Source organism: Paenibacillus sp. O199 (genome assembly GCF_001636635.1).
Classification (GTDB): domain Bacteria; phylum Bacillota; class Bacilli; order Paenibacillales; family Paenibacillaceae; genus Paenibacillus; species Paenibacillus marchantiae.
In genome coordinates this window covers 131648-156534 of sequence record NZ_LGRP01000012.1, presented here as the reverse complement: position 1 = coordinate 156534, position 24887 = coordinate 131648, and the positions used below count along the sequence as shown (strand labels likewise).

Genomic DNA, 24887 nt, shown 5'->3' with positions numbered 1-24887 from the left:
TGGTTCGAATCCATCATCCTCCACCAGTTTTTAGGGGCATAGTTTAAAGGTAGAACAACGGTCTCCAAAACCGTTGGTGTGGGTTCAATTCCTGCTGCCCCTGCCAATTAACTTTTAAGAGCATATTGTATTATGGCGGTCGTGGCGAAGTGGTTAACGCACCGGTTTGTGGATCCGGCATTCGGGGGTTCAATTCCCCTCGATCGCCCTTTTGTTTTTTGGGGATTAGCCAAGCGGTAAGGCAACGGACTTTGACTCCGTCATGCATAGGTTCAAATCCTATATCCCCAGCCATTATGCGGACGTGGCTCAGCGGTAGAGCATCGCCTTGCCAAGGCGAGGGTCGCGGGTTCGATTCCCGTCGTCCGCTCCAAAATATGGCGCCATAGCCAAGTGGTAAGGCACAGCTCTGCAAAAGCTTTATCCCCAGTTCGAATCTGGGTGGCGCCTCCAGTATATTTTTATAAAAACATCATATGCCGGCGTGGCGGAATGGCAGACGCGCTCGACTCAAAATCGAGTGGGAAACCGTGGAGGTTCGAGTCCTCTCGCCGGTATTCAAGCAAGTAAGGAAAAGCTCATTAGATGCAAAATCTAATGAGCTTTTTTTATTTGATGGGTTGAAAGATGACTTGTGGTACTTAGGCAAAGAGGGGGATCCTGAATGGATTCTTGTAGGTCACCACAACAATTACTGCAGGGGAATTCAGCATGATGTGCTTGGGCAAATACGCGACATTCTGGTATCTCTAGATTCAAAGTAGTGCTTTACCTGTAAATTGGCGACCTTTCAATTGCTGTGCTACTGCGTCAATTTCATCCCCTAATTTCTTATGGCTTATAGAAGGAGATGAAGTTATTTTTGTTTATGTATTGACGCATAACTTCAATGAGTATATTGTAGACATATAAAGTCTCTGATATTATTTTGAATAATTATGGATATTATAGCTCTTTTAAACATATAAAAGATGCTTATCAAAACAAGATAATATCCTTTTTGCGAGCGGATTTATATTTTATAAAAGAAATGGAGGGAAGCAACGTGTCTGAGGAAAAACATATATCCAAGCATTCTGAAATATTATTCGATCTATCTATGTGGGAAGAAGCGTGGAAGAATCAGTCCACAGCTTCAACATACAAAATGAAGAGCGCAGCGTTTGACGCGAAATCAGCGTTTGAACGATGGGCTAGAGAATATCATCAACAATCGTTTACAGAAGAAGGAAAGCAGCGATCCGGACGCATCATAGGCTGGATTGAAAATCAGGGAGTGAGTTTTGACGGGTTATCGATATTAGACATTGGAGCAGCGTCGGGCATCTTTACGATTCCTTTTGCAACCAAAGGAGCGACCGTTACAGCTGTAGAGCCCTCTGAACTGTTAGTTTCATTAATGAAGGAGACAATTCCTGCATCCCTTACATCCAGTATTGATATCGTTTCAGAGCGGTTCGAGGACATATCGATTCAGGACAAGGGTTGGGAGAAGAAATATGATTTTGCATTTGCATCCATGTGCCCGGCAATGTCGAATTGGGAAACGATTGAACAGGCGATCAGCACTGCCCGAAAGTATGTTTATATCAGCACGATGGCTGGACCGAGAGAGCACACACTAATAGATGAGCTTAAAGAGATACTAGGTGTCTTTCCATCATACAACGCTGGAGATATGGGATATATACAACAGCTGCTGTACCTGAAAGATTATTCTTACACCACCTTGATCACTAAAGAAACAAGTTATATGGAGATGCCTGTTGAGGAAGTCGTTGATAAGCTTCAGGAGTGGCTTAGTACGCACAAACTGCCAACGGATGAAGGTTCACTTGCCTTGGCTGAGCAATATATTAGAGACACTTACAAGGATGGTATGGTTACATTCTCACGCGGAGGGAAGTTCGGTAAAATTCTGATTCAATTGGAGCAACCGAATATGAAAGTGTTACGGCCCAAGTAACAGTAGACCCATTTCAGCAATAATCAATTTAGATGAAATTTTAAGGGAGCAAAGGGAACAGTTATACTGCTCCCTTTTGATGTTCATATATAAAACAACTTATTCTTCGACTAAATAACAAACGTTCTTCTTCTATAGATAGAAATAGTTATAACCGTCGTACTTCATCACCAAAAGAGCCAATTATTGCTTTATGGATAGATCAGGCTTATGCTTTCGTTCCCTATACTGTCCAGGAGTGATCCCTTCCCATTTTCGAAAAGAACGGATAAAGTTCTGCGGGTTGTTATAACGAAGCCGTGCGGCAATATCCTTGACCGCTAGCTCGCTTTCGTCAAGCCACTTTTTAGCTATACTGAAGCGGTACTTCGTCAGATACTCACTGAAAGCACAGCCTGTCTCTTTGCGGAACACACTACTTAGGTAGTTGGCATTGTAGTGAAGTCTGGATGCGCATTCCTCCAACGTCAGATCCTTATCGTATTCTTGCTGGATGATGGCAATCATTTTCTCGGATATGTGCTGATATTGGGCGTACTGTCTTTCTTTCAAAATGAGAATGATCGGTGTGATGATATGATTGTTAAACCATTGCTCAACCTCAGCTGCGTACTGTAGAGCATGAAGTTCATTGAAGATAGACCCATGGCCTTTGGAGATCTGTCCCAATCGTATACCGGATTCCTGCATCATCTGCAAAATATGTGTTAACAATCGGGTAAGTGCTACCTGATATTCTTCCGGTGTACATTCCATGCCGAACAGCACTTCAAGCAACTGATGGAGGTGAGAGGAGGCCTGGGCTTCATCGGCATTTTGGATAGCCTGAATCAGCGTATACTCCAGTGATTCTGGATATGGCAGTGCCCAATGGGAGGTACGATTATCGATCGCCTCAAATTGAAAGATGATGCCTGCTCCCAGTTTCATTCGATGCTTGAGCGCTTCAAGGGCCTCCGTATAAGCTTGCGGTATCTGAAATAGGGAGGCGTGGGGCTGACTAAAGCCAATGCTTACCTGGAGACTAAGGATCCCACTGATTTGATGTTGTAGCTGTTCCGTTAACGTATACAGATGCTGTGAAAAGCGAACACGATCTTGCTCAGGGGTACCGATAATTGTAATGACGGCTTGTTCATATACGACAGGAAGTAACTGTTGTTCTGCATAAACACTCTCCTCCAGTATATTCTGAACGGCAAACAGCAACAGATCACGATCCTTGGCATGATATTTGGTGTGATTCATAAGATCAGCCTGGACTGCAATGACGGCTATTTGTTGCCACTCTTGAAGCTGTGTACCATAACCATTCTCTCTGAGTGTGTCATGAAGAGTGGATGGAGCATTTTTTCCCAGAAGCAGGTTGATTAGAAAATGAGTGCGGATCTGCAACTTATACTGATTCAATTTGCTTTCAAGTTGGGATCGAGAAGCAGACAGCTGTGAAACGCCAGCTCTGATTTGCTCAAATTCATCCATATGAAGGGTAGAATTGGTTTCCAAGTTACCCTTGGATAAGCGTTTATCACCAAGTTGTACGAGAAGCTTGCGTATGGGTATAACCATTCTTCTCGAGCCTGCCCATGAGAGCAACAGTGAAAGCAGTAGCATAGCGACACTGATATACATGGTGTGCAACCCAATTTGAACATACTCGTGAGTAAGAATATTCGTAGGCGAAATGAGAATATATGTCCACCCTTTTAGAGAAGAATGCGTATAGGACAGCGAGTAACGTGTATCTGCAATACGTACCTCCCGTTGGCCTGAAGAGGCAGCGAATCCACGGATAGATAACAGCTCGCTAAGATTGGTACCGGACGCGCTATCTTTTATTCCTGCTGCAGCCAATGGCTGACCAATATATTCGGGATCGGGGTGGACCATGATGCGTTGTTCACGATTCAAAATGATTAGTCCGGCCTTAGAGCTGTCTGGTGAATCCTCTTCCAGTGGTTTTTGCAGTGAACATGCGGGAATTCCCGCAATCAGGGCAGCGTCAGAAGAAACATTTACATCGGGTATCGATCTGGCGAGTGCAATATGGTAAATGCAGCCTGAATCCATCGGGCGTTCATTATTGTTAAACACGGATGATGGTGTAAGCTGCCAACCGGATGTGAGTGTGTTCGATAATAAGTCTTTCATGGGCAGAGCCATTGGAAAATCAGTATTCAGGTACAGGCCAGCATGATCGATAAGCCAATCCTGGGTCTGATTTACGAGTGTAATATCCATTAGAGGCTCCCATGATCTCATATTCTTGAATTCGGTCTGTAACTTCTCAGCAAACAAAGGCCCGGTGCCCTGAACCGATGATGATGAAGTTAGCGAATGGAGCGTGTCCGGTGACCGAACGGCCTGATCGAGCATATAGCTTACGGTTGCAAGTTTGTGCTCCACGTTGGTTTGCATTTGGATTAACAGTTGTTTATTGGCTTGAGCACGATGCAGCTCTGATTGTTTTGAAGAATAGATAAAAGCGGCGATTCCCGTCAACAGAATGGGCAGGGTACTTAACAAGATTCCGAAGACTATCATTTTATGTAGATAGCTGAATGATCGCACAGGTCCACTCCTGACTTTTGGATTAGTAACACTTTCTATTTTAGTAAACGCTTACATATAGAACAATCTAAATTTTGTTTATTTGGATAAAAAAGTAATAAAAATTCAAGTGGAAATGATGATCATGAAATCGTTCAAATTATAATTGAGGTCGTTTTATCTTTAATGGAAGGCATAATGGGAAACGTCAGTCGAGGGAGAACGTAGATAAGAGGTATGGACGTCGTATTCATACGGGGTGAAACGGCTTTGAAGAAGGTTAATAAGGGATATTTAAGGCCTTTATTCGGTATAGTGGCCAATGGTCTGATCCAGGGACAGTCAAAGGTCCAACCCGATCCCCGACCTGAGTCTAGGATGAAAAACCGTCCACGGTCTGTTTTGAAAAGTCGCAGTTTCCCCTAGAATAAGGACATAAGGTTAAACAAGAAACAAACGAACAAACACACAAACCAAAATTAACGAACCGAAAGGGTGGTGAACAATAATTATGAGATGGAATAAAGGAAATGGCTGGGCGGTTGTACTGATTGCATTGGGTGCACTCCTCCTCTTCGGGAAGTTAACTCCTCTACTGGGACATTTAATGGGTTATCTAATTCCGATCCTGATGATTGCACTTGGCTACTACGGAGTTAAACGAGGAAATGTACTGCTTGGATGGATTGTTCTCTTCATCGGTATCCTCTCATTGCTGGGTAAACTAGCCTGGCTGATCGGACCGATCATCGCGATTGGGTTAATCATCTTCGGATTCTCCATGTTGAGTAATAATCGCAGTCGTCGTGGCCGTTACTAAGCTTTCACGATTATGATAAGGAGGACAGACAAAATGAGTGTATTTCGTCGAATGCGGGATATTACCGTAGCTAATTTAAACGAACATCTGGAGCAAAGTCAGGATCCAGTCAAACTGATTGATCAGTTTCTGGTCTCGACCCGCCAAGACATCGGTGAAGCCGAGAAGCTTCGTCATCAATATGCAAGCCATACCAGACAAATGAAACAACAAGCGGATCAGGCAGCAGGTATGGTACACAAACGGGAAGAACAAGCTTCCATGGCTCTGAAAGCAGGCGAGGAGCATTTAGCTAAACTTGCTTTACAGGAGAAAATCCTCCACGAGGAAAAAATGGAGCAATACAATGAATTATACGCACAAAGCAACGCGGCTTTACAGGAACTGGACGAACAGATCGACCAACTGAAAGTGGAGTATCAAAATGTATACAGCAAACGCCAATATTACTACGCTCGTATGCAGACGATTCAATTGCAGCAACGAATGAATCAGAGAGGTCACTACAACGGTCAGAATGTACCCCGTATGTTCAACCGGCTGGACGATCAAGTTTCTGATCTCGAATATGAGGCACAAAGTCTCCGGGATTTGCGGCGGATGAGTCAGGATGGGTCAGGTACGTCTGGCACCATGTCATCCTCTACGCTGGACAAAGAACTGGAACGGCTGAAACAAAAGCTGAACAATGACAGAAAGGAGTAGACACATGAATAAACTTTACCGCTCATCGCGTAATCGTATGCTGACAGGTTTGATTGGCGGCATATCTGAAAATCTTGGATTTAGTTCCACGCTGCTGCGTATCATTTTCTTCATCAGTATTTTCGCTACGGGGGGTACATCATTGTTGATCTACTTCATCGCTGCATTGGTAGTGCCAAAAGAACCCTATCACGCTGATCCATACACTTATGGTGCTGATCACGTAAGAGGATACAAGTAAACGAAAGGAGTAAGCACATGAGCAAATTATATCGCTCAACACGTGACCGGATGCTGACAGGATTATGTGGTGGGATATCCGAGTCGATCGGCATGGATTCAACCTTGCTGCGTATCATCTTCGTCATCAGTATCTTCGTAACTGGCGGCACGTCGTTGTTAATCTACTTCATCGCAGCACTGGTGGTGCCAAAAGAGCCATATCCACCTTATGATCCATACGGCTATGGTCCGGGCCCTGGTCCTGGCGCTGGTAGAGGATACAACAACTTTGATCACGAGCCGCCAAGAGGTCCTTTCCAAAACAATCATAATCAAGGCCCTGGAAACTTTGGTCCTGGCCCAGGATACAACAGCAGACCTCAGTCTGGTCCACGTTCTTACGACAATAACGCTTACGGAGCAGGGTCACAGCAAGAAAGTGAACTTGATTCCATGATGAAAGATATTGAGAAAAAAGCATTGAAAAAAGAAGTTGAAGAGCTTCGCCAAAAATTATCTCGTTACGAGAAGGGAGAAAAGTAAAATGGGAGTATTTAAACGGATTAAGGATATGACTAAAGCGTCGGTAAATGATATGTTGGATAAAGTGGAAGACCCGATTGTAATGTTGAACCAGTACTTGCGTGACATGGAGGCTGAAATTCATGAGGCAGAGGTAACAGTCGCCAAACAAATGGCGAACGAGCGTCGCATGAAACAGCGTCTGGACGAAGCAGAACGTACATCGGTACAACGTGAGTCTCAGGCAGAGGCTGCACTGGCTAATGGTCAGGAAGAAGTGGCTCGTAAATTGTGGAAGAGAAAATCTACTTCGATCAAAAAATTACGGAATACAGAGAACTTCATGCTCAATCCGAAGCTCAAGCCAAAGATTTGCTGCAACAGCTGCATGACATGAAAGATGAGTTCTACAAAATGCGTAACAAACGTAATGAACTCGTATCCCGTGCACAGATGGCGAAAGCCAAAAAACAAATGTCTCAAATCAACAGCTTGCACTCGATCGAGAGTGGTGGTGCATCCCTTGGATTCCACCGCATGGAAGAGAAAATCATGCAAATGGAAGCTGAAGCTGATGTGAGCCGTGCACCTTATCGTAATACACAATCTACGTACACTAACCCTGTAGATACCGAAAAGCAATTCAAAGTGGATCAACAGCTGCAAGCTCTGAAAAACAAAATTGGCAATGGTGCCAAAAATGAAACGGGCGGTACTTCAAAAGAATAACTGTTCGCTCAGCAGACAATATGATATTCTATAAATCGTGAATAAAGAACGGTTTCTAGAACAAAGGTTAAGCCATACAGGTGTTCAAAGCCTGATATGGCTTTTCCGTCGAATTGGGAAGATTAACTTACAGAGGAGGTGCGGCAGAGATGAATAAGAAGGGTCAATGGCTTGCTGTAGTAATCATTGTGATCGGCATGCTGATGTTACTGAACCGAAATATTAACCTGCTGACCGTCGCCGCACTGATTCTGTTAACGATAGGTATGGTACAAGTTCGTAAGGGCGATACACATAAAGGTTATCGATACCTCGGTATCGGTGCCGCTCTGTTGTTGCTTGATAATCTAATGATTGTATTTTTGATTGTATTGGCTTCGCTGGCCTATTTTTATTCCAAAAACAAAAAGATTCATCTAGATGGGAATATCATGCGCAAGCAAAACTTCATGGCCCGGTACTATTGGGATCAAGCACCATGGACATTGCGGAGTATGAGCCTATGGCATGCCATGGGTGAGATTAATGCAGATCTGTCACTTTCCCTCCCGGAAGAGAAACAAACGATTGTACTTTTGCAGGGAGTTATGGGGAATGTTCGTCTGATACTGCCTGAAGATTATGGTGTTGAAATTGAGGCATCTGTACTCTTTGGACGGATTAGCCTGAATGGAGAGCAGGATAGTGGCATGATGAACAAATTGGTATGGAGAACTCCTGGATATGAGTCCAGTGAACATAAAGCAAAATTTGTCATTTCTTATATTGTTGGCGACCTAAACATCAGTAATCCGTAATAAGTTAAATAGGTGAAGAAGGAGGAGACCCGGATGAAGACAAAACGACATACCGACATGGTAACCCGAAGTATGGGTGAAGGGATCCTCCTTGTTTTCATTGTGCTCATAGTAATCTTGTATGTATTGTATACATATGGTTATCTTGCTCCGTTTGCAGGGTGGAGGCATCTGATTCAATCGGGTCTTGCGTTACTATTGCTCTTGGTCGGTATGGGTGCGGCCTTCGGCTTCTATCAGAGTTACCGGGTCAAACGCAGGCTTGAACTATTGCGAGAGACGCTGCTGCAATGGGAAAAGGGGTCACTCTCACGTACTGTGCCGGACCTCGGCATTGATGATGTCGGGCGATTAAGTGAGCAGCTTGGACGTATCGGCAAAAAGTGGGAAGATCAGGTCTCTTCTTTACAAAGGTTGTCTACGAATAACGCGCAGTTGGCTGAACAGGCAAGAATAACGGCCATTGTGGAGGAACGGCAGCGGTTGGCACGAGAATTGCATGATGCGGTATCGCAGCAGTTGTTCGCCATTTCCATGACCGCAACAGCGGTTGGACGAAGAATGGAAAAGGATTTTGCACGTGCCCAGCGGCAGGTGGCCCTGATTGAAGAGATGGCGTCGGTAGCTCAATCTGAGATGCGGGCGTTGCTATTACATTTGCGACCTGTCTACCTGGAGGGTAAACATCTCGAACAAGGTTTGCGTGATCTTGTGATGGAGTTGAAAACAAAAGTACCTATGGACATTGTGCTCGAAATGGATGAAGACATTCATTTGATCAAAGGCATTGAGAATCATCTGTTCCGTATTGTTCAGGAAGCGATGTCCAATACATTACGTCATGCGAAGGCAGAAAAGATGGAAATTCGACTTCAGCGCCGGGTAGATGCCATTCGGGTACTGATTCGCGATGATGGTCAGGGATTTGATCTCGACGATCAGAAACAGGCCTCCTATGGTTTGACTAATATGCGTGAACGTGTGACTGAAATTGGCGGAGCCATTCAATTTGTAACGGCGCCGGGCAAAGGAACACGAATTGAGATTACAATACCTTTGATGAACGATGAAAGCGGGGAAGAACATGTCAATGGAGACGGGAATAGAAACGGAGACGGAAGTGGAAACGTCGATCAAAGTGTTGCTCGTGGATGATCATGAAATGGTACGTATTGGCCTCGCTGCGGTGCTGGATACCGAAGATGGCATTGAAGTGGTGGGGGAAGCAGGTAGCGGTGAGGAAGGTATTCGCTTGGCACAGGAGTATAAGCCTGATGTTGTCCTGATGGATCTCGTCATGGAAGGGATGGACGGCATTGAAGCCACCCGTCAGCTGCTCAAAATGTATCCGGAATGCAAGGTCATTGTACTGACCAGTTATCTGGATGATGAAAAAATGTATCCGGTTATCGAGGCAGGAGCCTTCAGTTATCTGCTAAAAACATCGAGAGCCAATGAGGTCGCAGATGCGATTCGCGCTGCAGCTCGGGGGCAATCGGTTTTGGAGTCACAAGTGGCGTCCAAAATGATGAATCGTTTCCGACAGCCGCAGGCAGTGGCACCAGCTCATGATGAATTGACGGATCGGGAGATGGATGTACTCCGGTTAGTCGCTAAAGGCAAATCGAACCAGGACATCGCAGATGATCTGATTATTGGGATCAAGACAGTCAAATTCCATGTCACGAACATACTAGCAAAATTGGGCGTGGATGACCGTACACAGGCAGCCATCTATGCTTATAAGAATGGACTTGCGGAATAGAAAAAGAAGCGTGTGAAGGTTGAGGCATGCACTATTGGTTTGTTGAGTGCCCAAGTGAAGTTAAGCAATCGGTGGAGCACGATTCGAAAGTCTGTTCTGCCATAAGATGATATAAGGTCCGTTCAGCCATGAAGATGGTGGATAGGGCTTTTTTTGTGTGCCAAAAAGAAGTTTAGCAAATGAGTAATGGGGGCATGCTGTTGATAGATTCATAGAATGTAAGAAAGAGCGGAGGAATTCGAATGTTAAATCGATGGATGACAGTAGGCACACTCGCATTAGCAATCATTATACTTGTAGGCATGACTCATGTGTACGCTGAGAAGACGGAATCCGAAGCAGGCAAGCTGGAACAATTGATGAAGACTGCCGATACAGCAATCGATCATGTGGAGCGTCTAGTCATCAAATGGCAAGGGGAAGGCCGTGGAGATGCAAAAGACCAGGCGGAGCTGCTTGCTCATCGGCTAGGATTGCAACAGCCTGAACACGGTGTTCAGACGGGGCATGATGTGTATCGCAGTGAGATGGCTGCTGATGCTCAGCACGCAGGCATTCTGGTCAATGTTGTCGTTACGGGGGAAAATAAATACTACGCGATCGTCCAGTTATCAGGCAATGAACATACGGACCAACGTTTATTGATCACATTGCATGAACAAGTATCCCAGTTGCTCACAGACTCCGGAATGAAGGCGGCTTGGAATTTCGCTGTGCAGGGCACAGGAGCAATGGAAAGTGGCGCCAGCAATCAATTGCAGCAAATCGAGCAACAGCTGTCTGGAGATATGAATATGCAAGCGATAGAACGTTATACGGATAACAGCACTGCCAGCGTGTCATATGAGGCATCGGATTTGCCCATAGTGATTAAAAGCGGTACGCATCTCTTGAACATGCAGCTGGCGGTCCATCAGGATGATGAAAAGGGGACCAATCGAGTTACAGTAGGTTTCCCGGTGATCACGATTGAATATTAATGCAATATTAAAGCAGATTTATAAGTTTGATCATGAATTTTTATAGATGAAATTTCCATGAATTGTGGAAAAATATTGATAACATTTCTCAGGAAAATTAGTGCAACCCATGGGGCTTTATGCTAAAATGGCATCACATCCAAGAAGGGAATTTGCTGGTAATTGACGGTTGTATGTTGCGTATATAACACCATTACATAGCTCGGGGAGAGTGTGGAGATGTCTTCCCGGAAAGAAAGAGGAGCCCATGGTCGAAAAACAAATGCAAGATGAAGTGCAGACACCAGGTGCAGTATTTTTCATTTTTGGAGCAACGGGTGATTTGGCCCGCCGGAAGCTGTTTCCGGCTATCTACAGTCTCTACCGCGAAGGTAAATTAGCCGAAGACTTTGCGGTTATTGGTGTAGCGCGTCGTCCGAGGTCACCAGAAGAATTCCGGGAAGACATCTATGAATCCATTAAGGAGTTCTGCCGCTATCCAGCGGGGGAACCCGATGAGTGGAACGCTTTTGTCGAACATTTTGAGTATAAATCACTAGATATCAATAACGTGGATGGTTTCAAAGAATTACGTGAGCAGACAGAGAGTTTGGAAGCGAAGTTTAACACACCGGGTAACCGTCTGTTCTATCTGGCGCTGGCACCTGAGCTCTTCGGCAGCGTGTCATATAGTTTGCGTGATGGTGGAATGCTGGAGAGCCGCGGGTGGAATCGACTGGTGATTGAGAAACCATTTGGATATGATCTGCAATCTGCGGAGCATCTGAATGAGCAGATTCGTGAAGTGTTCCGTGAGGAAGAGATTTATCGCATTGACCACTATCTGGGCAAGGAAATGGTACAGAATATCGAGGTCATTCGCTTTGGTAATGCCTTTTTCGAACCGCTTTGGAACAATAAACATATTTCCAACGTCCAGATTACTCTGGGAGAGACGGTTGGTGTGGAAGAACGTGGTGGATACTACGATCATTCGGGAGCATTGCGCGATATGGGACAGAACCATATGCTGCAGATGCTGACGATGATTGCCATGGAGCCGCCAAGTCGTCTATTCCCAGAGGATATCCGGGATGAGAAGGTTAAGGTACTGCGTTCTCTGCGTGCATTTACCTCTAATGAAGAAGTAAGCACTAACGTTGTGCGCGGGCAGTATACGGAAGGGGAGTATCGTGGCAAGCTGCTTCCCGGTTATCGCCAGGAGGACAAGGTTGATCCGGAATCCAATACGGAGACTTATTTTGCCGCACGTGTATTTGTGGATAATTTCCGCTGGGCGGGTGTGCCGTTCTATATTCGGACAGGCAAGCGCCTTCCGGTGAAAACGACCGAAATCGTGGTTGAATTCAAATCCATGCCGAGTAACGTCTATCTGGGCAAAAAGTATAAACTGGAGCCGAATTTGCTCGTCATTCGGGTTAATCCGATGGAAGGTATTTATATTAAAATCAATGCCAAGAAGCCGGGGTCCGACTCCGAGATTCAGCCGCTGGCGATGGACTTCTGTCAGAGCTGCATGATTGGAATCAACTCGCCGGAGGCGTATGAACGTCTGCTGCATGATGCAGCAGAAGGAGACTCCACTTACTTTACCCGTTGGGATGAAGTTGCTACAGCGTGGTCCTTCGTTGACCGGATTGCGGCGGCTTGGGCGGAGAATCATGGTGAGCTGCACACGTATCCGGCAGGTACGTGGGGTCCTGAAGCAACAGGCAAACTGCTGGAACAGGACGGCTTCCACTGGTGGCCGGTGAACGGTCAGGACGAAGACAGTGTCGTCTGGCAAGTGAATAATTAATCGCGGGAGTATCACTTATGAGTGGCAGGATTTTATTAGAGCGAAGTCATTTTATTGGTGATAAGATTAACACTGTTATAAAGAAGGCTTGGGAAGAACGCAGAGATGCGATCTTTTCAGGTCTTTTTTGCGATAGAGAAGTGTAGGATGTAAAAATGTGCATATAATAAAATAAGTTATTGACAAAAAGTAAGTATATAACTTATACTCAACTCAAGAGATAAAGAGATTACGCAAAAGACATACGAAACCCGATGACGAATCGGATACGTACATCATTCATGAGATAAAATGTGAACCACGTGAAGGGGTTACGAAATACATTCATGAAGAAAAAAAATTTAGCATAATATCTTTAATCTAAGAATACTATTTTGTATATATTGAATGGAGGAAAAGAAAATGTTGGATGTAGGATTGTTGTTGATTCGTTTGGTGATTGGATTGTCGTTTATGGCGCACGGGGCTCAGAAATTGTTTGGATGGTTCGGGGGATATGGAATCAAGGGAACGGGCGGCTGGTTTGAATCGATGGGGATGAAACCCGGCGCATTGGTTGCGTTACTGGCAGGGCTGGCTGAATTCGGTGGCGGATTGCTGCTGGCTCTGGGTTTGCTCACACCGGTAGGCGGCATTCTGATTGCTCTGACTATGGTTATTGCGATTGTGAAGGTTCATGGTGCGAACGGATACTGGTCCACGCAAAACGGATTTGAATATAACCTTGCGATCCTGGTGGTTGGTGTAGCAATAGCTTTGACAGGTGGAGGACAATACGCACTGGACGCATTAATTTTCTAAGAGCGGCAAGCGAAATGAATAATGAGTACCTGGATGCCATAATGATGGCGGAAGGGTGCTCTTTTTTTGCAATCGGAAAAGAGAAGAATCTGCTGTACGTAATCGGTTATTTTCGGTAAAGATTATGGTACAATAGGAAAGTTGGATACTAAATCAGGTCTACGGCATGAATGGAAGCACAATGCTTAGGGAGGATGAACTCCGTTGTAAATGTGTAAAATTAACATAGGATGCTTAATTGCCTCATATGCGAAATGCGAATGTACAATCAACCGGCATAGCCGGATTGCATAAAGATTGAATGGTAGACCGGCCTTGCCGGATTAACGTGAATGAACGGACGAAAGGGATAGAATCTATGAGCAAAGCTGCAGATAACATTCTTCAACAGGAAGTGGACAAACGCCGGACGTTTGCCATTATCTCTCACCCGGATGCGGGTAAAACGACATTGACCGAGAAACTATTGCTGTTCGGGGGCGCGATTCGTCTTGCCGGTACAGTAAAAGCTCGGAAAGCAAGCAAACATGCAACAAGTGACTGGATGGAAATTGAGAAGCAACGGGGGATCTCGGTTACATCTTCCGTCATGCAGTTTGATTATCTGGATCATCGTGTCAATATTCTGGATACACCAGGTCACCAGGACTTCAGTGAAGATACGTATCGTACACTGACAGCTGCGGATAGCGCGGTGATGTTGATTGACGTGGCGAAAGGCGTCGAGGCACAGACGATCAAATTGTTCCAGGTTTGTGCGAAGCGTGGTATTCCCATCTTTACGTTCATCAACAAGCTGGATCGTGAAGGACAAAGCCCGTTTGATCTGATGGAAGAACTCGAAAATGTACTGGGTATCCGCTCGGTACCGATGAACTGGCCAATTGGTACAGGTCGCGAGCTGTGCGGTGTATATGACCGAATGAAAAATCAGGTGGAATTGTTCCAAGGGGACGATCATTCGACCATTAGAGTACAAAAAGTAGATGGCTACAAAGATCCGATTATCCGCGAGATGGCAGGGGAGTATCTGCATGATCAACTGTGTCAGGACCTGGAACTGCTTGATGTAGCGGGAGACCAGTTCGACATGGAGAAAGTACAGCGTGGGGAACTGACACCTATATTCTTCGGTAGTGCCATCAATAATTTCGGCGTGCAGACGTTTTTGGAGAATTTCCTGCAACTCGCACCGAAGCCTGAACCTCGTCGTAGTACAGCAGGAGAGATTCAGCCGACGAATGAGAAATTCAGCGGTTATGTCTTCAAAATCCAGGCGAACATGAACCCTGCACACCGCGATCGTATTGCGTTCCTGCGTATTGTGTCAGGCAAGTTCCAACGTGGGATGAGTGTGAAGCATAACCGTGTGGGCAAAGAGATCAAGTTGTCCCAACCACAGCAGTTCCTGGCACAAGACCGGGATATTGTGGAAGAGGCGTATGCAGGCGATATTATCGGTTTGTTCGACCCAGGTATCTTCCGGATTGGAGATTCACTGAGCCAAGGCAGCGAAGTTATATTTGAGGAATTGCCAACATTCTCACCAGAGATTTTCGCCAAAGTTACCGTGAAAAATGCGTTGAAACATAAACAGTACCAAAAAGGGATTGACCAGTTGACGGAGGAAGGAACCATTCAGGTGTTCCAGACCGTAAGTTTCGACGAGACCATTCTCGGCGTAATTGGTCAACTCCAGTTCGAAGTATTCGAATACCGGATGAAGGGCGAGTATGGGGTAGACGTGCAATTGCAGCGCATGCCTTATCAATTCGCGCGCTGGATCGTGGACGAGAACTTGGACCCAAGTAAATTCCGGATCAACTCCACTCTGGTAAAAGATAAAAAGGGTAATTATGTTGTCCTGTTCGAAAATGAATACGCGATGAGAACCGCAATGGACAAAAACCCGACGGCGAAATTCCTGGAGACAGCTCCATAAGCCGTTTCTTCCTAAACTAGTAAAGACAGCAGAAACAAATGACCTAATCCCTGATCAGAGGGGTTTAGGTCATTTTTGTCGTTCCCAGCGTTTATATCTCATTAAGGTTTCACCCGCATAGGGAAAAGGGAGAATAACATTCAGTCATCATTCAGTCTGCTCTCAGGTTAAATTCAGTTTGGCAACCGATTAAATTGAAGTGTACGGTACGGCTACTAATATATGTACACAGAGAGAGGAGATCTATTTTGTCACTATCCATTAACAGGCATTCGATCACAACGTCCTATGATCATTCAGTAAAGGCAAACGAAAACAAGTTAAATAGCCTGGACTACGACACTGCGCAAAGAAAGGCTGCTGATTCACTTGAATTAAGCAAAGAATTTGCAGAATATGCTGGAGGGGTACAGTCCTCACTCCCAACAGAAAACTACAGCAGAACGTACAATCGAAGCGAGGACGCGTTTATACTGACGACGGATCAACAGAAATCTCTGTTATCTGATCTGCAAAGTTATCTGTCTTCTTCAGATGCTTCAGCAGTAACAAATGAGATTGGTGGCAGCACGGTGACCCCTTTGGCTTCCATATCTGATTTGTTATCCGGTCAGGACCTCTCATCAGCAACGGATGAGGATATCTCCGATCTGTTTGACCAGGTAGCTGAAATGATTCAAAGCCAACGCCCTGAACCTCCGCCAGCAAATGATTCATCGCGTTCTGATCGCAATGGAACACCTCCAATGATGCAAGCTATGGGTGGGATTATGCCGCCATTTGCATGGAATATTCAAGAAAATTCTAACGAGCAGAACCAAGATAACACAATGAACAACGCGCTTACTGTTGATGAAAAGAAATCCTTGCTGAGTGAGTTGCAAAGTCTCATTACCAGCTCGGGATCAGGGGCTGCCTCTTCGGGTGAGGATGATGAGAATGATCTTCTGGCTGCACTTAAGAATGCATGGGGGAATACGGATACATCCACTGCTGGAGATGAAGAAATATCAGCTTTATTTGATAAAATCGCTAAAATATTTAATTGAACAACTTTTTCCTTTTCTAAAATACTGGTATACACAAACAAGGTACAACCTCCTGAGTTTTGCTCAGTGGCTGTACCTTGTTTGGTTGAGGAGCCTAATTAGTCTAATGGGATATAACTGCCTTACTCTTGGAGCAAGGCATTATCCTGACCAATGAGCCAAAATCCTTCTTTGCAGACAGAACAACGTGATGATGGTACCTTTCCCTCCAAGGCTTCAATTATCTGATGGGTTGAACGGGAATGGTGTGCAGATGCTCCTGCGCGATTTGAATTAATTCTTCCTGCTTGGCAGGTTCCGTGTTCTTCCAGATCATTTCGAAAATGGCACCAAGTCCGGGTAATGCTGCTTCCGGTCCATCTACAGAACCTTCGATCATCTCCCGGAGCTGATCATCACTTTTATCATGAACCTTATGAACAATCGCTTCACGCAGGCTTAATGTAATTGGCATCGCAAGTCCCTCCTCGTATATTCGGCTGCTCTAATACTGTTCCCTGGGAAGCGTGAGCGCATTCAAGTTTATTGGGCTTTGTGGTATACTACGAAGGATATTTAAGTAAACATTCACCCTTTAATTGAAAAATGGACTACCAATAGATGCGTAATGCTGAAGTGCAGCGGGAGGTTAGACCCTAATGGGAAAAAAACAATATGCCGTCATTGGCATGGGACGGTTCGGATCAAGTGTAGCCAATGCGCTGAGCGGCATGGGATTCGACGTACTTGCAATTGATGCGGACGAGCAGCGAACCCAGGAAATGTCCAATGTGGTGACTCATGCCGTATCGGCAGATTCTACAGATGAAGAAGCGCTGCGTGCGCTGGGTATACGGAATTTTGATGTCGTCGTTGTGGCGATTGGTGAAGATATTCAGTCGAGTATTCTCACGACCCTTATTCTGAAGGATATGGGTGTACCTGTTCTGATTGTAAAAGCACAAAATGAGCTTCATGGTAAAGTACTGCAGAAGATCGGAGCGGACAAGGTAATTTATCCTGAGAGGGATATGGGACTGCGTGTAGCCCATCATCTGACATCTCCAAACATTCTCGATTACATCGAGTTATCTGAGGATTATAGCATTTTGGAGATGAGAGCGTCCGAGCAAATGATTGGTAAAAATTTGCTGGAGCTAAATATTCGTGCTCGTTTCGGGTGTAACGTGATGGCGATCCGCAGTGGGAATTCGATGAATATCTCTCCGTATGCGGAAGATCGGATTGCGGACGGGGATGTGCTGATCATTGTTGGTCACAAAGACCATTTGACGAAAATGGAGCTTGCGTATCCAAAGTGATAAGTATAATGATAGGATGATGAAGCAATCTTTAGGCGGGAAATTTCAATTCGTCATGTAACATGTTGATAAAAAATCCCGCAGACGGGAAGGATGGAAAGATGGATATTGTATCACCGCAAAATACACGTGTGAAGGAATGGGCACAGCTGCTGGAGAAAAAGCACCGTACCCGTCAACATAAATATATTATTGAAGGTATTCATCTCGTACAGGAAGCGCTGCGTGCCGGGGCAAATCTGGAATGCATCGTTTACGATGGGGAACAGGGTGTACCCAAGGAACTGGCTGGACTGGAGGCTCCACTTCAGCGTGTGGAATGGATCAGTGTATCTCCTGCAGTTATCGCCAAGTGTACGGATACAATGACACCCCAACCTGTTTTTGCCGTTGTACATAAAGGTCGTGAGCCGCTTCAAAGCTTGTTGTCTTCCTCCAAGGGGCTGGTCGTTGTATTGGACAATGTTCAGGACCCTGGTAATGTGGGAACGATCATTCGCAGTGCGGATGCAGCGGGAGCGGCAGGAGTTGTGCTCGGTGCTGGTTGTGCGGATGTCTATAATCCGAAAACGATCCGTTCAACGATGGGGTCATTGTTTCATTTGCCAATTGTAGAAGGTCAGCTGGAGTCGTTGCTGCCTGAAGCGAAGGCTGCGGGTGTAAAGTTGGTTAGTACGTCTTTACAGGCGGAGTATTCGTGCTACAGTTATGATTTTACACAATCGGTGTGGCTTGTGATCGGTAATGAAGGCAAGGGCATATCGGAGTCTACTGCACAACTGGTGGACGATGCAATTACAATTCCGATGCAGGGACAGGCAGAGTCACTTAATGCCGCGATGGCGGCGACGATCTTGTTGTTTGAGGTAATGAGGCAGCGGATGGTTTAGCCCATGAATAATATACTTCATGTTCATATGAAGTAAGAAATATAAGCTTATTCCTACTCGACCGATGAGTGAGGAATAGGCTTTTTTTGTATAGTCGGAGAAGTTGAAATAAATAAATCGAACGATATGGAGCTGGTATGCCAATATATAGTGTAAGGAGGAAGGGGATGGATAATGAGTGAGGCAGAAAAGTACATAAAACTTGTGGAATTAACCCGGGCTGGAGATTACGAAGCATACGGGGAGTTATATGAGCAAACGGTGAAGGATGTGTATCGCACTGTGCGTTTTCTGATTCGTGACTCATCTGACGCGGAAGATCTGGTACAGGAAATTTATATTCAGGCCTACCGGTCCTTAGAGGGATACGATTCGGAGAGAGCGTTTCGTCCCTGGTTAATGGGTGTGACGATGCGGCAGGTTCGAAGTTACCGGCGCAGACGATTGACTCAATTTCGTTTTAGCAAGCGGATGGAGAAGTCTGATACGGGGCTGGAATATGATTTTTCCGGTGACTTAATCAACAAACTGGCAAATCGCCCTCTGCTTGAACAGGTGCACCGATTGCCATACAAGCTGCAGCAGGCCATCACTCTTCACTATTTGAACGAGTACACACAAGAAGAGATTTCATGTATATTGGGCATTCCGCTAGGAACGGTGAAATCGCGTATTCATGCGGCATTAACCAAGCTGAGGCAGAATCAGAAGTTGGACCTAGGTATTCGGGGAAAGGTGGAGGATTTACATGAATCTCGATGAACAGCTGCGAACAGCCTACCAGAAAGAGACTAAAGACTGGACAATTCCTGAGAGAACAAAACATAAAATCATGAATGCTATACGAAGTGAATCACATCTCAAAAGACATCGGAAAAAATGGCTGGTTACTGTGCTGCTGGCTGCTGTGCTCATCATTCCTACGGGAGCCTATGCGGGGTATACCTATTTGGCTAACGAAATGTATGGTTCACAGGAAAATATATCAGCGGTGGGTGGAACATCGGAGGATTATATGAGACTGGAAGAGAAGCTCCAGACAGCCAAAGCACATTTAAGTGAAGAGGAATTCATTCAATTTATGGATCTGATGAAGCAAATGGGGCAAATGGCTTTGAAGAATGCGGATCAACAGGGAGAGATGCACCCCGAGCAATGGAGTGTCACACAACAGACGGAGTTTAATCGTCTTACTGCAGAACTGGAACCTTTTTTTGAAAAGCTGGAAGCAGCAAGTGCAGACTCTCCAAAAGAACCTAAGGACCAGGAACAATTTTGGAAGGAACAGCTAGCAATGGCAGAGACGAAGTTTTCCAAGGAGCAGTTTACCGAGTTCAAATCGTTGTATGAACAGATGAAGCATTATGAAGCCATGGTGATGGATCAGGATGGGAACATGCATGAAGAACGATTGTCTGCGGAGCAGAAGGAAGAACTGACGCAGGTACGGGAGCAGATTTTTCCTTTCTTGGAGAAGTTGGGACTGGATGTACGCAAACCGGGTGAGTAGCTTAGGTAGTGTTAGGGGCTGAGGAGCGAAAGGGGTTTTATTCCTTTTTCTCCTTTTTTATTTTGTAGAAATGATTTTGTAGATAATCTTCTTATCTGCGTTGCATATTCAGCCGATATTGATGCGGCGTAGTGCCTGTTGCATTGCGGAAGACTTTGCAAAAATAAGATGGGCTGGATATGCCTACACGGTGGCCAATTTCCGGAACAGTATGTGTGGTACTTGTGAGTAACACACAAGCATGACGAATACGTGTAGCTTGGGCGTAAGCAACGATGGTGGTACCGGTAGCTTTTTTAAATATATGGGACAAATGATAAGGTGAGAGATGCAGTGTATCTGCGATATCCTCCAGACGAAACGGTTCATTGTAGTGCTCTTCAATCCACTGCATGACAGCCTCAGCATGAGGATGCAGAGCGGGAGGACTCGTTGGGAGCGTAGTAGAGCTGGGATACTGCCTGTCTTTCCAAAGGTAGCGAAGTTGTGCGAGCAGTCCAAGTAAAAAGACTCGTGTATCCTCTTCCACTTCATGTGGAAGTAATGTAGGTAGAATATCGGCAAATTGCTCAATCATCTGAACCATTTGGGATGAAGGGGAAAGACGAATCGGTTGAAGCGGAGATGTTTGCCCGAGAAGGTCCATTGTAAAACGATTTGATACGGCAAATTGCCGAGAGTGCGGGTTCAGCAGGTGCTGCTCATACATTAGTACGCTGCGGATAAAGGGATGTTCTTTCGTGACTTGAATCTGGATCTGATGCAGCTGAAAAGGGCGGAATATCATCAGCGTACCCGGTTCAAGGGAGAATGCCTGACCCTCGGTTATTAGCTGTCCATATCCATCATGGATATACGTGATTTCCATCTGTGAATGAGCGTGAAAAACCTCTCGGAACGCAGTGGTGGAGGTGCGACGGCATGCCAGATTAAATTGATCCTCAGTGATGATGGCCATTAGGAATGCCTCCCCTTCAAGAGCGCAATATAGTTTCATTTTATCACAAGATGAACGCATAAAAGCGCTTTATTATTGTGTATTGTGAAGGGAATAAGGGAGGTATGCATTCATGTTAAAAGTAGCCATTATTGGAGCAGGCGCGATCAGTGCAGCGCATATTACAGCGTATTTGGCATTTCCTAAACGATGTCAGATCGTAGCTGTGGTGGATATGTACACGGAAAAAGCACAGAAACAAATTAACGAATATGGGTTGAAAGGAGCACGAGCTTTTACCGATTATCATGAATTGCTGGATCAAAACATTGACTTGGTTTCGGTATGTACCCCTCCGTATACCCATGCAACGATCACATGTGATTTTCTGCATGCAAGTACACATGTGCTTGTCGAAAAACCAATGGCCTCTTCTTTGCAAGAGGCGGATATGATGCTGGAAGCGGCGCAAAAGAGTGGTAAGCTGCTATCGGTTGTGGCGCAGAATCGTTTTACGACACCGATGATGAAACTAAAAGATGTGTTGGATAGCAAACTTATGGGTCCCATTGTCCACGTACAGGTCGATTCGTTCTGGTGGCGGGGCCATAATTATTATGATCTGTGGTGGCGTGGTACATGGGAAAAGGAAGGTGGAGGCTGTACTCTTAATCATGCGGTACATCATATTGATGCGATGCTTTGGATGATGGGTCCTCCGGTGGAATTGCAGGCCATGATGGCGAATACGGCGCATGATAATGCCGAAGTAGAGGATATTTCCATGGCGATGCTTCGATTCCAAGAAGGAGCACTTGGTATGATCACCAGTTCCGTGGTACACCACGGAGAGGAGCAGCAGTTGATTTTTCAGGGTAAAGAGGCCAGGGTATCTGCGCCTTGGAAGGTCGTTGCTTCTACGGCACGAACGAATGGATTCCCAGAACCCAATCCAGATCTGGAACAACAGATTCAGAAACTCGCTGACGAATTACCAGATGTTACTCATGTGGGGCATACCGGGCAAGTAGAGAATGTGCTAAACGCCATTGAGACAGAATCACCGCTTCTGGTGGATGGGAAGAGTGGTCGGAATACACTGGAACTCATTGTTGGTATCTATAAATCGGCTAGTACGGGAGAGAAGGTTACTTTTCCACTAGAGGCAGAGGATGCTTTCTATACAAGGGAAGGGATTATGGAAAATGCGGTGCATTTTTATGAAAAAAAGACAGCCGTGGAGAACTTCGAGGATGTGGATATTACGTTAGGGAGAAAGTTGGAGTCGTAGTTAAATAAACATGGAAAAGAGGCCAGTCCCACAGATATTGTGAGATCTGGCTTCATTTTATTGGAGTCCTACTCACAAAACAAAATCAATACACCCGATGTTTCCATCCATTCAACTTCGCGATGGCCTCCAGATAATAATAATCTCCATAGATCAGGGAGACATCGATGAAGGAATTGCCGCTGCCTGTGGCATGCAGCAGAATCGATTCATGCTCTGGCTGATTCCAGACCGCATAGTTCTCTGTTAAGGAACGTAGGATTCGTTCGGCTGCATCGGCATAGAGTCGTTTTTCACCTTCAGGAACGGCGGCGGCCAGTTCCAGCAGACCGGATGCGGCGATTGCTGCTGCAGAGCTATCTCGGGACTGATCCTCCAAAGTCGGAAGTCTGAAATCCCAGTAAGGTACATGATCCTCTGGCAGCGCAGCAATAAAGTAATGGGCGATTCGTTTCGCTGTGTTCAGGAAACGCTCATCCTGGGTATAACGATACGTATTGGCAAACCCATATAATCCCCATGAGGTACCACGACTCCATGAGGATTCAGGAGCATATCCCTGTCCGCCAAAACATTCAATATAACGACCATCCTCCGGGTCAAAGGAAAGGATATGTTTGGTCGATCCGTCTTCACGAACACCATACTGCATGGTCGTCTCTGCATGGCTAATGGCAATATGTTTGTAGCGGGGATCTCCCGTCACTTCTGAAGCCCAGAACAACAAAGAGATATTCAGCATGCAATCAATGATGGCCCAGCCATATTTGTCTTCATTCCACGCACGAATGAATTTGCCTGCCGGGTTATAGCGTCCTGCAAGGAAATTGGCTGCCTCCAGACCACGTCTGAGAGCGTCTTCATCACCTGTAATTTTATGTTTGATAACAGCAGTAGAGAGAAACTGGAAGCCAACATCGTGATGAAGCTCTCCTGTTGGTCTTATAAACCATTGCTCCAAAGTTTCATCCCACGACCATGCCGCATCCCGGTAGCTTTCCTCTCCTGTCATATCGTACATAATCCACAGTATACCCGGCCAGAAACCTGAAACCCACCAATCGGTATTGATGTTATCATACTTCCCATTATCACCGGCAAAATGAGGACATTTATCCCCAATGTTTTTTTTCATCCCTGGCAATTTGTTTTCGAGCTTCTGCATGACTTCCTGCCAATATGTCGTAGTTACGGCGGATTCTGCCTTGGCCATTAGATAACCTCCTTAGGGTTAATTAGAAATAAGATAACGCTTTCCTATAAGGAGATTATATCTTTTTAAAAACCTTAAAAGTTGTGTTAGGATATGAAGAAATGTTGCTCTGTTGTCATTTGTGAAGAAGGGGGAACGAGAGTGTTTGAACCTGTGAACTTTGAGGGAAATACTTTGGTATGGGATTATCAAATTAAATCGGTAAACGAATTCAAAGGATATTATCATTGGCATCAATGCGGGGAAATTCTCTATGTCCATGAAGGGCAAGGCATTGTGGTATTGAATAATCATACCTATCCCATTCGTAAAGGAATGCTCTTCTTTTTTCAGCCATATCAGCTGCATCACGTCTATGCCGAGGTTCATCCAGATACACCATATGAAAGGAACATTTTCTATGTAGAGCCCATTGTAATGGACCGATATTTGGGAGCGTTCCCACATCGCCGTGCTTTTTTTTCGAGGTTATGGAAAGGAAGAAATCAACAGCAGGTTTTTGATCTAAGTTCATCTATGGATCAGGTGGATTGGATATACAAAAGTTATCACCAGTCACGCAGTCGGGTTGGGGGAGAATGGGAGGAATCGGTGCTGTTTTTGCTACAACTATTGAATATTTTGGATCAACAAAATGACGGGGAACAGGCGAGTCAACCACACTTGGTCGAATCACGTCAATTAAGGCATGCGGAGAAGATGATGCATTGGATTGAAGAGCACTACATAGATGAAATCAGACTGGATCATATGGCGAATGATATTCATTTATCCAAGTCTTATGCTTCCCGTATCTTTCAGCAAGAAACAGGAAGCAGTATTACGGACTACGTCACCGCCCGAAGACTCAAGCAGGCATATCTTCTGCTGGAAACGACAACTCTTTCCGTTGAAGAGATTGGCAGACGAGCTGGATTTCCCAATGGATCTTATTTCATTCAATTATTTCGCAAGTCGGCAGGAACCACTCCGCTACAGTATCGGCAGCATTTTGAACGCAGCAGCAGACATTAAATTACATGAGTGTAACTGCTGATGTTATTAAAAGTAGCGTCAGCACATTATCGTAATGAAATTTAAAGCGTTATTTTAAAATTCT

Annotated in this window: 23 protein-coding genes, 6 tRNA genes and 1 pseudogene; 26 read left to right on the top strand and 4 right to left on the bottom strand. The window is 45.2% G+C overall.

All coding sequences use genetic code 11. The features are described 5' to 3' along the window. Window positions 1-32: 32 nt before the first annotated feature. The 7 genes from A6049_RS19035 to A6049_RS19005 all read left to right on the top strand — a co-directional run bounded on the left by A6049_RS19035 (window position 33) and on the right by A6049_RS19005 (window position 1966). A tRNA-Trp gene (locus tag A6049_RS19035) sits at window positions 33-106 on the top strand. Window positions 107-135: 29 nt separating this feature from the next. Continuing rightward, window positions 136-208 (top strand) — tRNA-His (locus A6049_RS19030). Window positions 209-219: 11 nt separating this feature from the next. Beyond that, window positions 220-294: transfer RNA gene (locus tag A6049_RS19025), tRNA-Gln, on the top strand. A 4-nt stretch (window positions 295-298) separates the two neighbouring features. Then, window positions 299-373 (top strand) — tRNA-Gly (locus A6049_RS19020). 6 nt (window positions 374-379) lie between these two features. Continuing rightward, a tRNA-Cys gene (locus tag A6049_RS19015) sits at window positions 380-453 on the top strand. A 25-nt stretch (window positions 454-478) separates the two neighbouring features. After that, a tRNA-Leu gene (locus A6049_RS19010) sits at window positions 479-557 on the top strand. Between the two features lie 488 nt (window positions 558-1045). Further along, complete coding sequence (locus A6049_RS19005) at window positions 1046-1966, top strand: class I SAM-dependent methyltransferase (protein WP_095206151.1); 921 nt, start codon at window positions 1046-1048, stop codon at window positions 1964-1966. A gap of 183 nt (window positions 1967-2149) precedes the next feature. Here A6049_RS19005 and A6049_RS19000 read toward each other — a convergent pair whose 3' ends face one another. After that, on the bottom strand, window positions 2150-4537 hold the full coding sequence (locus tag A6049_RS19000) for a helix-turn-helix domain-containing protein (RefSeq protein WP_063566171.1): 2388 nt from the start codon (window positions 4535-4537) through the stop codon (window positions 2150-2152). A gap of 490 nt (window positions 4538-5027) precedes the next feature. On the opposite strand from A6049_RS19000, the gene A6049_RS18995 reads away from it, so the two are divergent. The 13 genes and pseudogenes from A6049_RS18995 to A6049_RS18935 all read left to right on the top strand — a co-directional run bounded on the left by A6049_RS18995 (window position 5028) and on the right by A6049_RS18935 (window position 16646). Beyond that, window positions 5028-5336 carry a LiaF transmembrane domain-containing protein gene (locus A6049_RS18995; protein ID WP_062324034.1) on the top strand — a complete coding sequence of 103 codons (309 nt, stop codon included), beginning with the start codon at window positions 5028-5030 and terminating at the stop codon, window positions 5334-5336. Window positions 5337-5369: 33 nt separating this feature from the next. Continuing rightward, window positions 5370-6041, top strand: a complete 672-nt coding sequence (locus A6049_RS18990) for a PspA/IM30 family protein (RefSeq protein WP_063566170.1) — start codon at window positions 5370-5372, stop codon at window positions 6039-6041. Between the two features lie 4 nt (window positions 6042-6045). Then, window positions 6046-6282, top strand: a complete 237-nt coding sequence (locus A6049_RS18985) for a PspC domain-containing protein (RefSeq protein ID WP_063566169.1) — start codon at window positions 6046-6048, stop codon at window positions 6280-6282. Between the two features lie 17 nt (window positions 6283-6299). After that, window positions 6300-6806, top strand: coding sequence for a PspC domain-containing protein (locus tag A6049_RS18980; RefSeq protein WP_063566168.1), 507 nt, complete (start codon window positions 6300-6302; stop codon window positions 6804-6806). A gap of 64 nt (window positions 6807-6870) precedes the next feature. Beyond that, window positions 6871-7514, top strand: a pseudogene (locus tag A6049_RS18975) (PspA/IM30 family protein). Window positions 7515-7663: 149 nt separating this feature from the next. Continuing rightward, window positions 7664-8311, top strand: a complete 648-nt coding sequence (gene liaF, locus A6049_RS18970; RefSeq protein WP_063566167.1) for a cell wall-active antibiotics response protein LiaF — start codon at window positions 7664-7666, stop codon at window positions 8309-8311. A gap of 33 nt (window positions 8312-8344) precedes the next feature. Continuing rightward, window positions 8345-9466 carry a sensor histidine kinase gene (locus A6049_RS18965; RefSeq protein WP_063566166.1) on the top strand — a complete coding sequence of 374 codons (1122 nt, stop codon included), beginning with the start codon at window positions 8345-8347 and terminating at the stop codon, window positions 9464-9466. Then, window positions 9402-10076, top strand: a complete 675-nt coding sequence (locus A6049_RS18960) for a response regulator transcription factor (protein WP_176854774.1) — start codon at window positions 9402-9404, stop codon at window positions 10074-10076. Before A6049_RS18965 ends, A6049_RS18960 begins: the two co-directional genes overlap by 65 nt. Before the next feature lie 242 nt (window positions 10077-10318). Beyond that, entirely contained in the window at window positions 10319-11056 is a 738-nt protein-coding gene (locus A6049_RS18955) for a YwmB family TATA-box binding protein (RefSeq protein WP_063566164.1), read from the top strand. A gap of 247 nt (window positions 11057-11303) precedes the next feature. Then, on the top strand, window positions 11304-12854 hold the full coding sequence (zwf, locus tag A6049_RS18950) for a glucose-6-phosphate dehydrogenase (RefSeq protein WP_063566163.1): 1551 nt from the start codon (window positions 11304-11306) through the stop codon (window positions 12852-12854). A 402-nt stretch (window positions 12855-13256) separates the two neighbouring features. Further along, window positions 13257-13655 (top strand): DoxX family protein, encoded by a 399-nt coding sequence (locus tag A6049_RS18945; RefSeq protein WP_063566162.1) that lies wholly within the window; start codon window positions 13257-13259, stop codon window positions 13653-13655. 358 nt (window positions 13656-14013) lie between these two features. Then, complete coding sequence (locus A6049_RS18940) at window positions 14014-15597, top strand: peptide chain release factor 3 (RefSeq protein WP_063566161.1); 1584 nt, start codon at window positions 14014-14016, stop codon at window positions 15595-15597. A 248-nt stretch (window positions 15598-15845) separates the two neighbouring features. After that, on the top strand, window positions 15846-16646 hold the full coding sequence (locus A6049_RS18935) for a hypothetical protein (protein WP_063566160.1): 801 nt from the start codon (window positions 15846-15848) through the stop codon (window positions 16644-16646). 220 nt (window positions 16647-16866) lie between these two features. Here A6049_RS18935 and sspI read toward each other — a convergent pair whose 3' ends face one another. Next, window positions 16867-17100, bottom strand: coding sequence for a small acid-soluble spore protein SspI (gene sspI / locus A6049_RS18930; protein WP_062324046.1), 234 nt, complete (start codon window positions 17098-17100; stop codon window positions 16867-16869). 184 nt (window positions 17101-17284) lie between these two features. Here sspI and A6049_RS18925 point away from each other — a divergent pair, with 184 nt between their 5' ends. The 4 genes from A6049_RS18925 (at window position 17285) to A6049_RS18910 (ending at window position 20347) form a co-directional block, all read left to right on the top strand. Beyond that, window positions 17285-17947 (top strand): potassium channel family protein, encoded by a 663-nt coding sequence (locus A6049_RS18925; protein ID WP_063566159.1) that lies wholly within the window; start codon window positions 17285-17287, stop codon window positions 17945-17947. 101 nt (window positions 17948-18048) lie between these two features. After that, on the top strand, window positions 18049-18837 hold the full coding sequence (locus A6049_RS18920) for a TrmH family RNA methyltransferase (protein WP_063566158.1): 789 nt from the start codon (window positions 18049-18051) through the stop codon (window positions 18835-18837). 174 nt (window positions 18838-19011) lie between these two features. Further along, window positions 19012-19599 (top strand): sigma-70 family RNA polymerase sigma factor, encoded by a 588-nt coding sequence (locus tag A6049_RS18915; RefSeq protein WP_063566157.1) that lies wholly within the window; start codon window positions 19012-19014, stop codon window positions 19597-19599. Next, the gene (locus A6049_RS18910; RefSeq protein ID WP_063566156.1) at window positions 19586-20347 is read left to right on the top strand and encodes a DUF3600 domain-containing protein; all 762 of its coding nucleotides are present in this window, start codon (window positions 19586-19588) and stop codon (window positions 20345-20347) included. The genes A6049_RS18915 and A6049_RS18910 overlap by 14 nt, the downstream gene beginning before the upstream one ends. A 91-nt stretch (window positions 20348-20438) precedes the next feature. On the opposite strand, the gene A6049_RS18905 is transcribed toward A6049_RS18910, so the two are convergent. Next, window positions 20439-21305, bottom strand: a complete 867-nt coding sequence (locus A6049_RS18905) for an AraC family transcriptional regulator (protein ID WP_063566155.1) — start codon at window positions 21303-21305, stop codon at window positions 20439-20441. 112 nt (window positions 21306-21417) lie between these two features. On the opposite strand from A6049_RS18905, the gene A6049_RS18900 reads away from it, so the two are divergent. Then, entirely contained in the window at window positions 21418-22575 is a 1158-nt protein-coding gene (locus tag A6049_RS18900; RefSeq protein ID WP_063566154.1) for a Gfo/Idh/MocA family protein, read from the top strand. Between the two features lie 85 nt (window positions 22576-22660). Here the strand turns inward: A6049_RS18900 and A6049_RS18895 are convergent, their stop codons facing one another. Beyond that, entirely contained in the window at window positions 22661-23788 is a 1128-nt protein-coding gene (locus tag A6049_RS18895; protein WP_063566153.1) for a glycoside hydrolase family 88 protein, read from the bottom strand. A gap of 141 nt (window positions 23789-23929) precedes the next feature. Between A6049_RS18895 and A6049_RS18890 the strand changes: the two genes are divergently transcribed. Further along, window positions 23930-24802, top strand: a complete 873-nt coding sequence (locus tag A6049_RS18890) for a helix-turn-helix domain-containing protein (RefSeq protein WP_063566152.1) — start codon at window positions 23930-23932, stop codon at window positions 24800-24802. Window positions 24803-24887: the final 85 nt, after the last annotated feature.

Bases quoted from the DNA above. Each gene is read 5' to 3' on its own strand.
- A6049_RS18995 (WP_062324034.1), top strand. From the start codon at position 5,028: ATGAGATGGAATAAAGGAAATGGCTGGGCGGTTGTACTGATTGCATTG.
- A6049_RS18990 (WP_063566170.1), top strand. From the start codon at position 5,370: ATGAGTGTATTTCGTCGAATGCGGGATATTACCGTAGCTAATTTAAAC.
- A6049_RS18985 (WP_063566169.1), top strand. From the start codon at position 6,046: ATGAATAAACTTTACCGCTCATCGCGTAATCGTATGCTGACAGGTTTG.
- A6049_RS18980 (WP_063566168.1), top strand. From the start codon at position 6,300: ATGAGCAAATTATATCGCTCAACACGTGACCGGATGCTGACAGGATTA.
- liaF (WP_063566167.1), top strand. From the start codon at position 7,664: ATGAATAAGAAGGGTCAATGGCTTGCTGTAGTAATCATTGTGATCGGC.
- A6049_RS18965 (WP_063566166.1), top strand. From the start codon at position 8,345: ATGAAGACAAAACGACATACCGACATGGTAACCCGAAGTATGGGTGAA.
- A6049_RS18960 (WP_176854774.1), top strand. From the start codon at position 9,402: ATGGAGACGGGAATAGAAACGGAGACGGAAGTGGAAACGTCGATCAAA.
- A6049_RS18955 (WP_063566164.1), top strand. From the start codon at position 10,319: ATGTTAAATCGATGGATGACAGTAGGCACACTCGCATTAGCAATCATT.
- zwf (WP_063566163.1), top strand. From the start codon at position 11,304: ATGGTCGAAAAACAAATGCAAGATGAAGTGCAGACACCAGGTGCAGTA.
- A6049_RS18945 (WP_063566162.1), top strand. From the start codon at position 13,257: ATGTTGGATGTAGGATTGTTGTTGATTCGTTTGGTGATTGGATTGTCG.
- A6049_RS18940 (WP_063566161.1), top strand. From the start codon at position 14,014: ATGAGCAAAGCTGCAGATAACATTCTTCAACAGGAAGTGGACAAACGC.
- sspI (WP_062324046.1), bottom strand. From the start codon at position 17,100: ATGCCAATTACATTAAGCCTGCGTGAAGCGATTGTTCATAAGGTTCAT.
- A6049_RS18925 (WP_063566159.1), top strand. From the start codon at position 17,285: ATGGGAAAAAAACAATATGCCGTCATTGGCATGGGACGGTTCGGATCA.
- A6049_RS18920 (WP_063566158.1), top strand. From the start codon at position 18,049: ATGGATATTGTATCACCGCAAAATACACGTGTGAAGGAATGGGCACAG.
- A6049_RS18915 (WP_063566157.1), top strand. From the start codon at position 19,012: ATGAGTGAGGCAGAAAAGTACATAAAACTTGTGGAATTAACCCGGGCT.
- A6049_RS18910 (WP_063566156.1), top strand. From the start codon at position 19,586: ATGAATCTCGATGAACAGCTGCGAACAGCCTACCAGAAAGAGACTAAA.
- A6049_RS18905 (WP_063566155.1), bottom strand. From the start codon at position 21,305: ATGGCCATCATCACTGAGGATCAATTTAATCTGGCATGCCGTCGCACC.
- A6049_RS18900 (WP_063566154.1), top strand. From the start codon at position 21,418: ATGTTAAAAGTAGCCATTATTGGAGCAGGCGCGATCAGTGCAGCGCAT.
- A6049_RS18895 (WP_063566153.1), bottom strand. From the start codon at position 23,788: ATGGCCAAGGCAGAATCCGCCGTAACTACGACATATTGGCAGGAAGTC.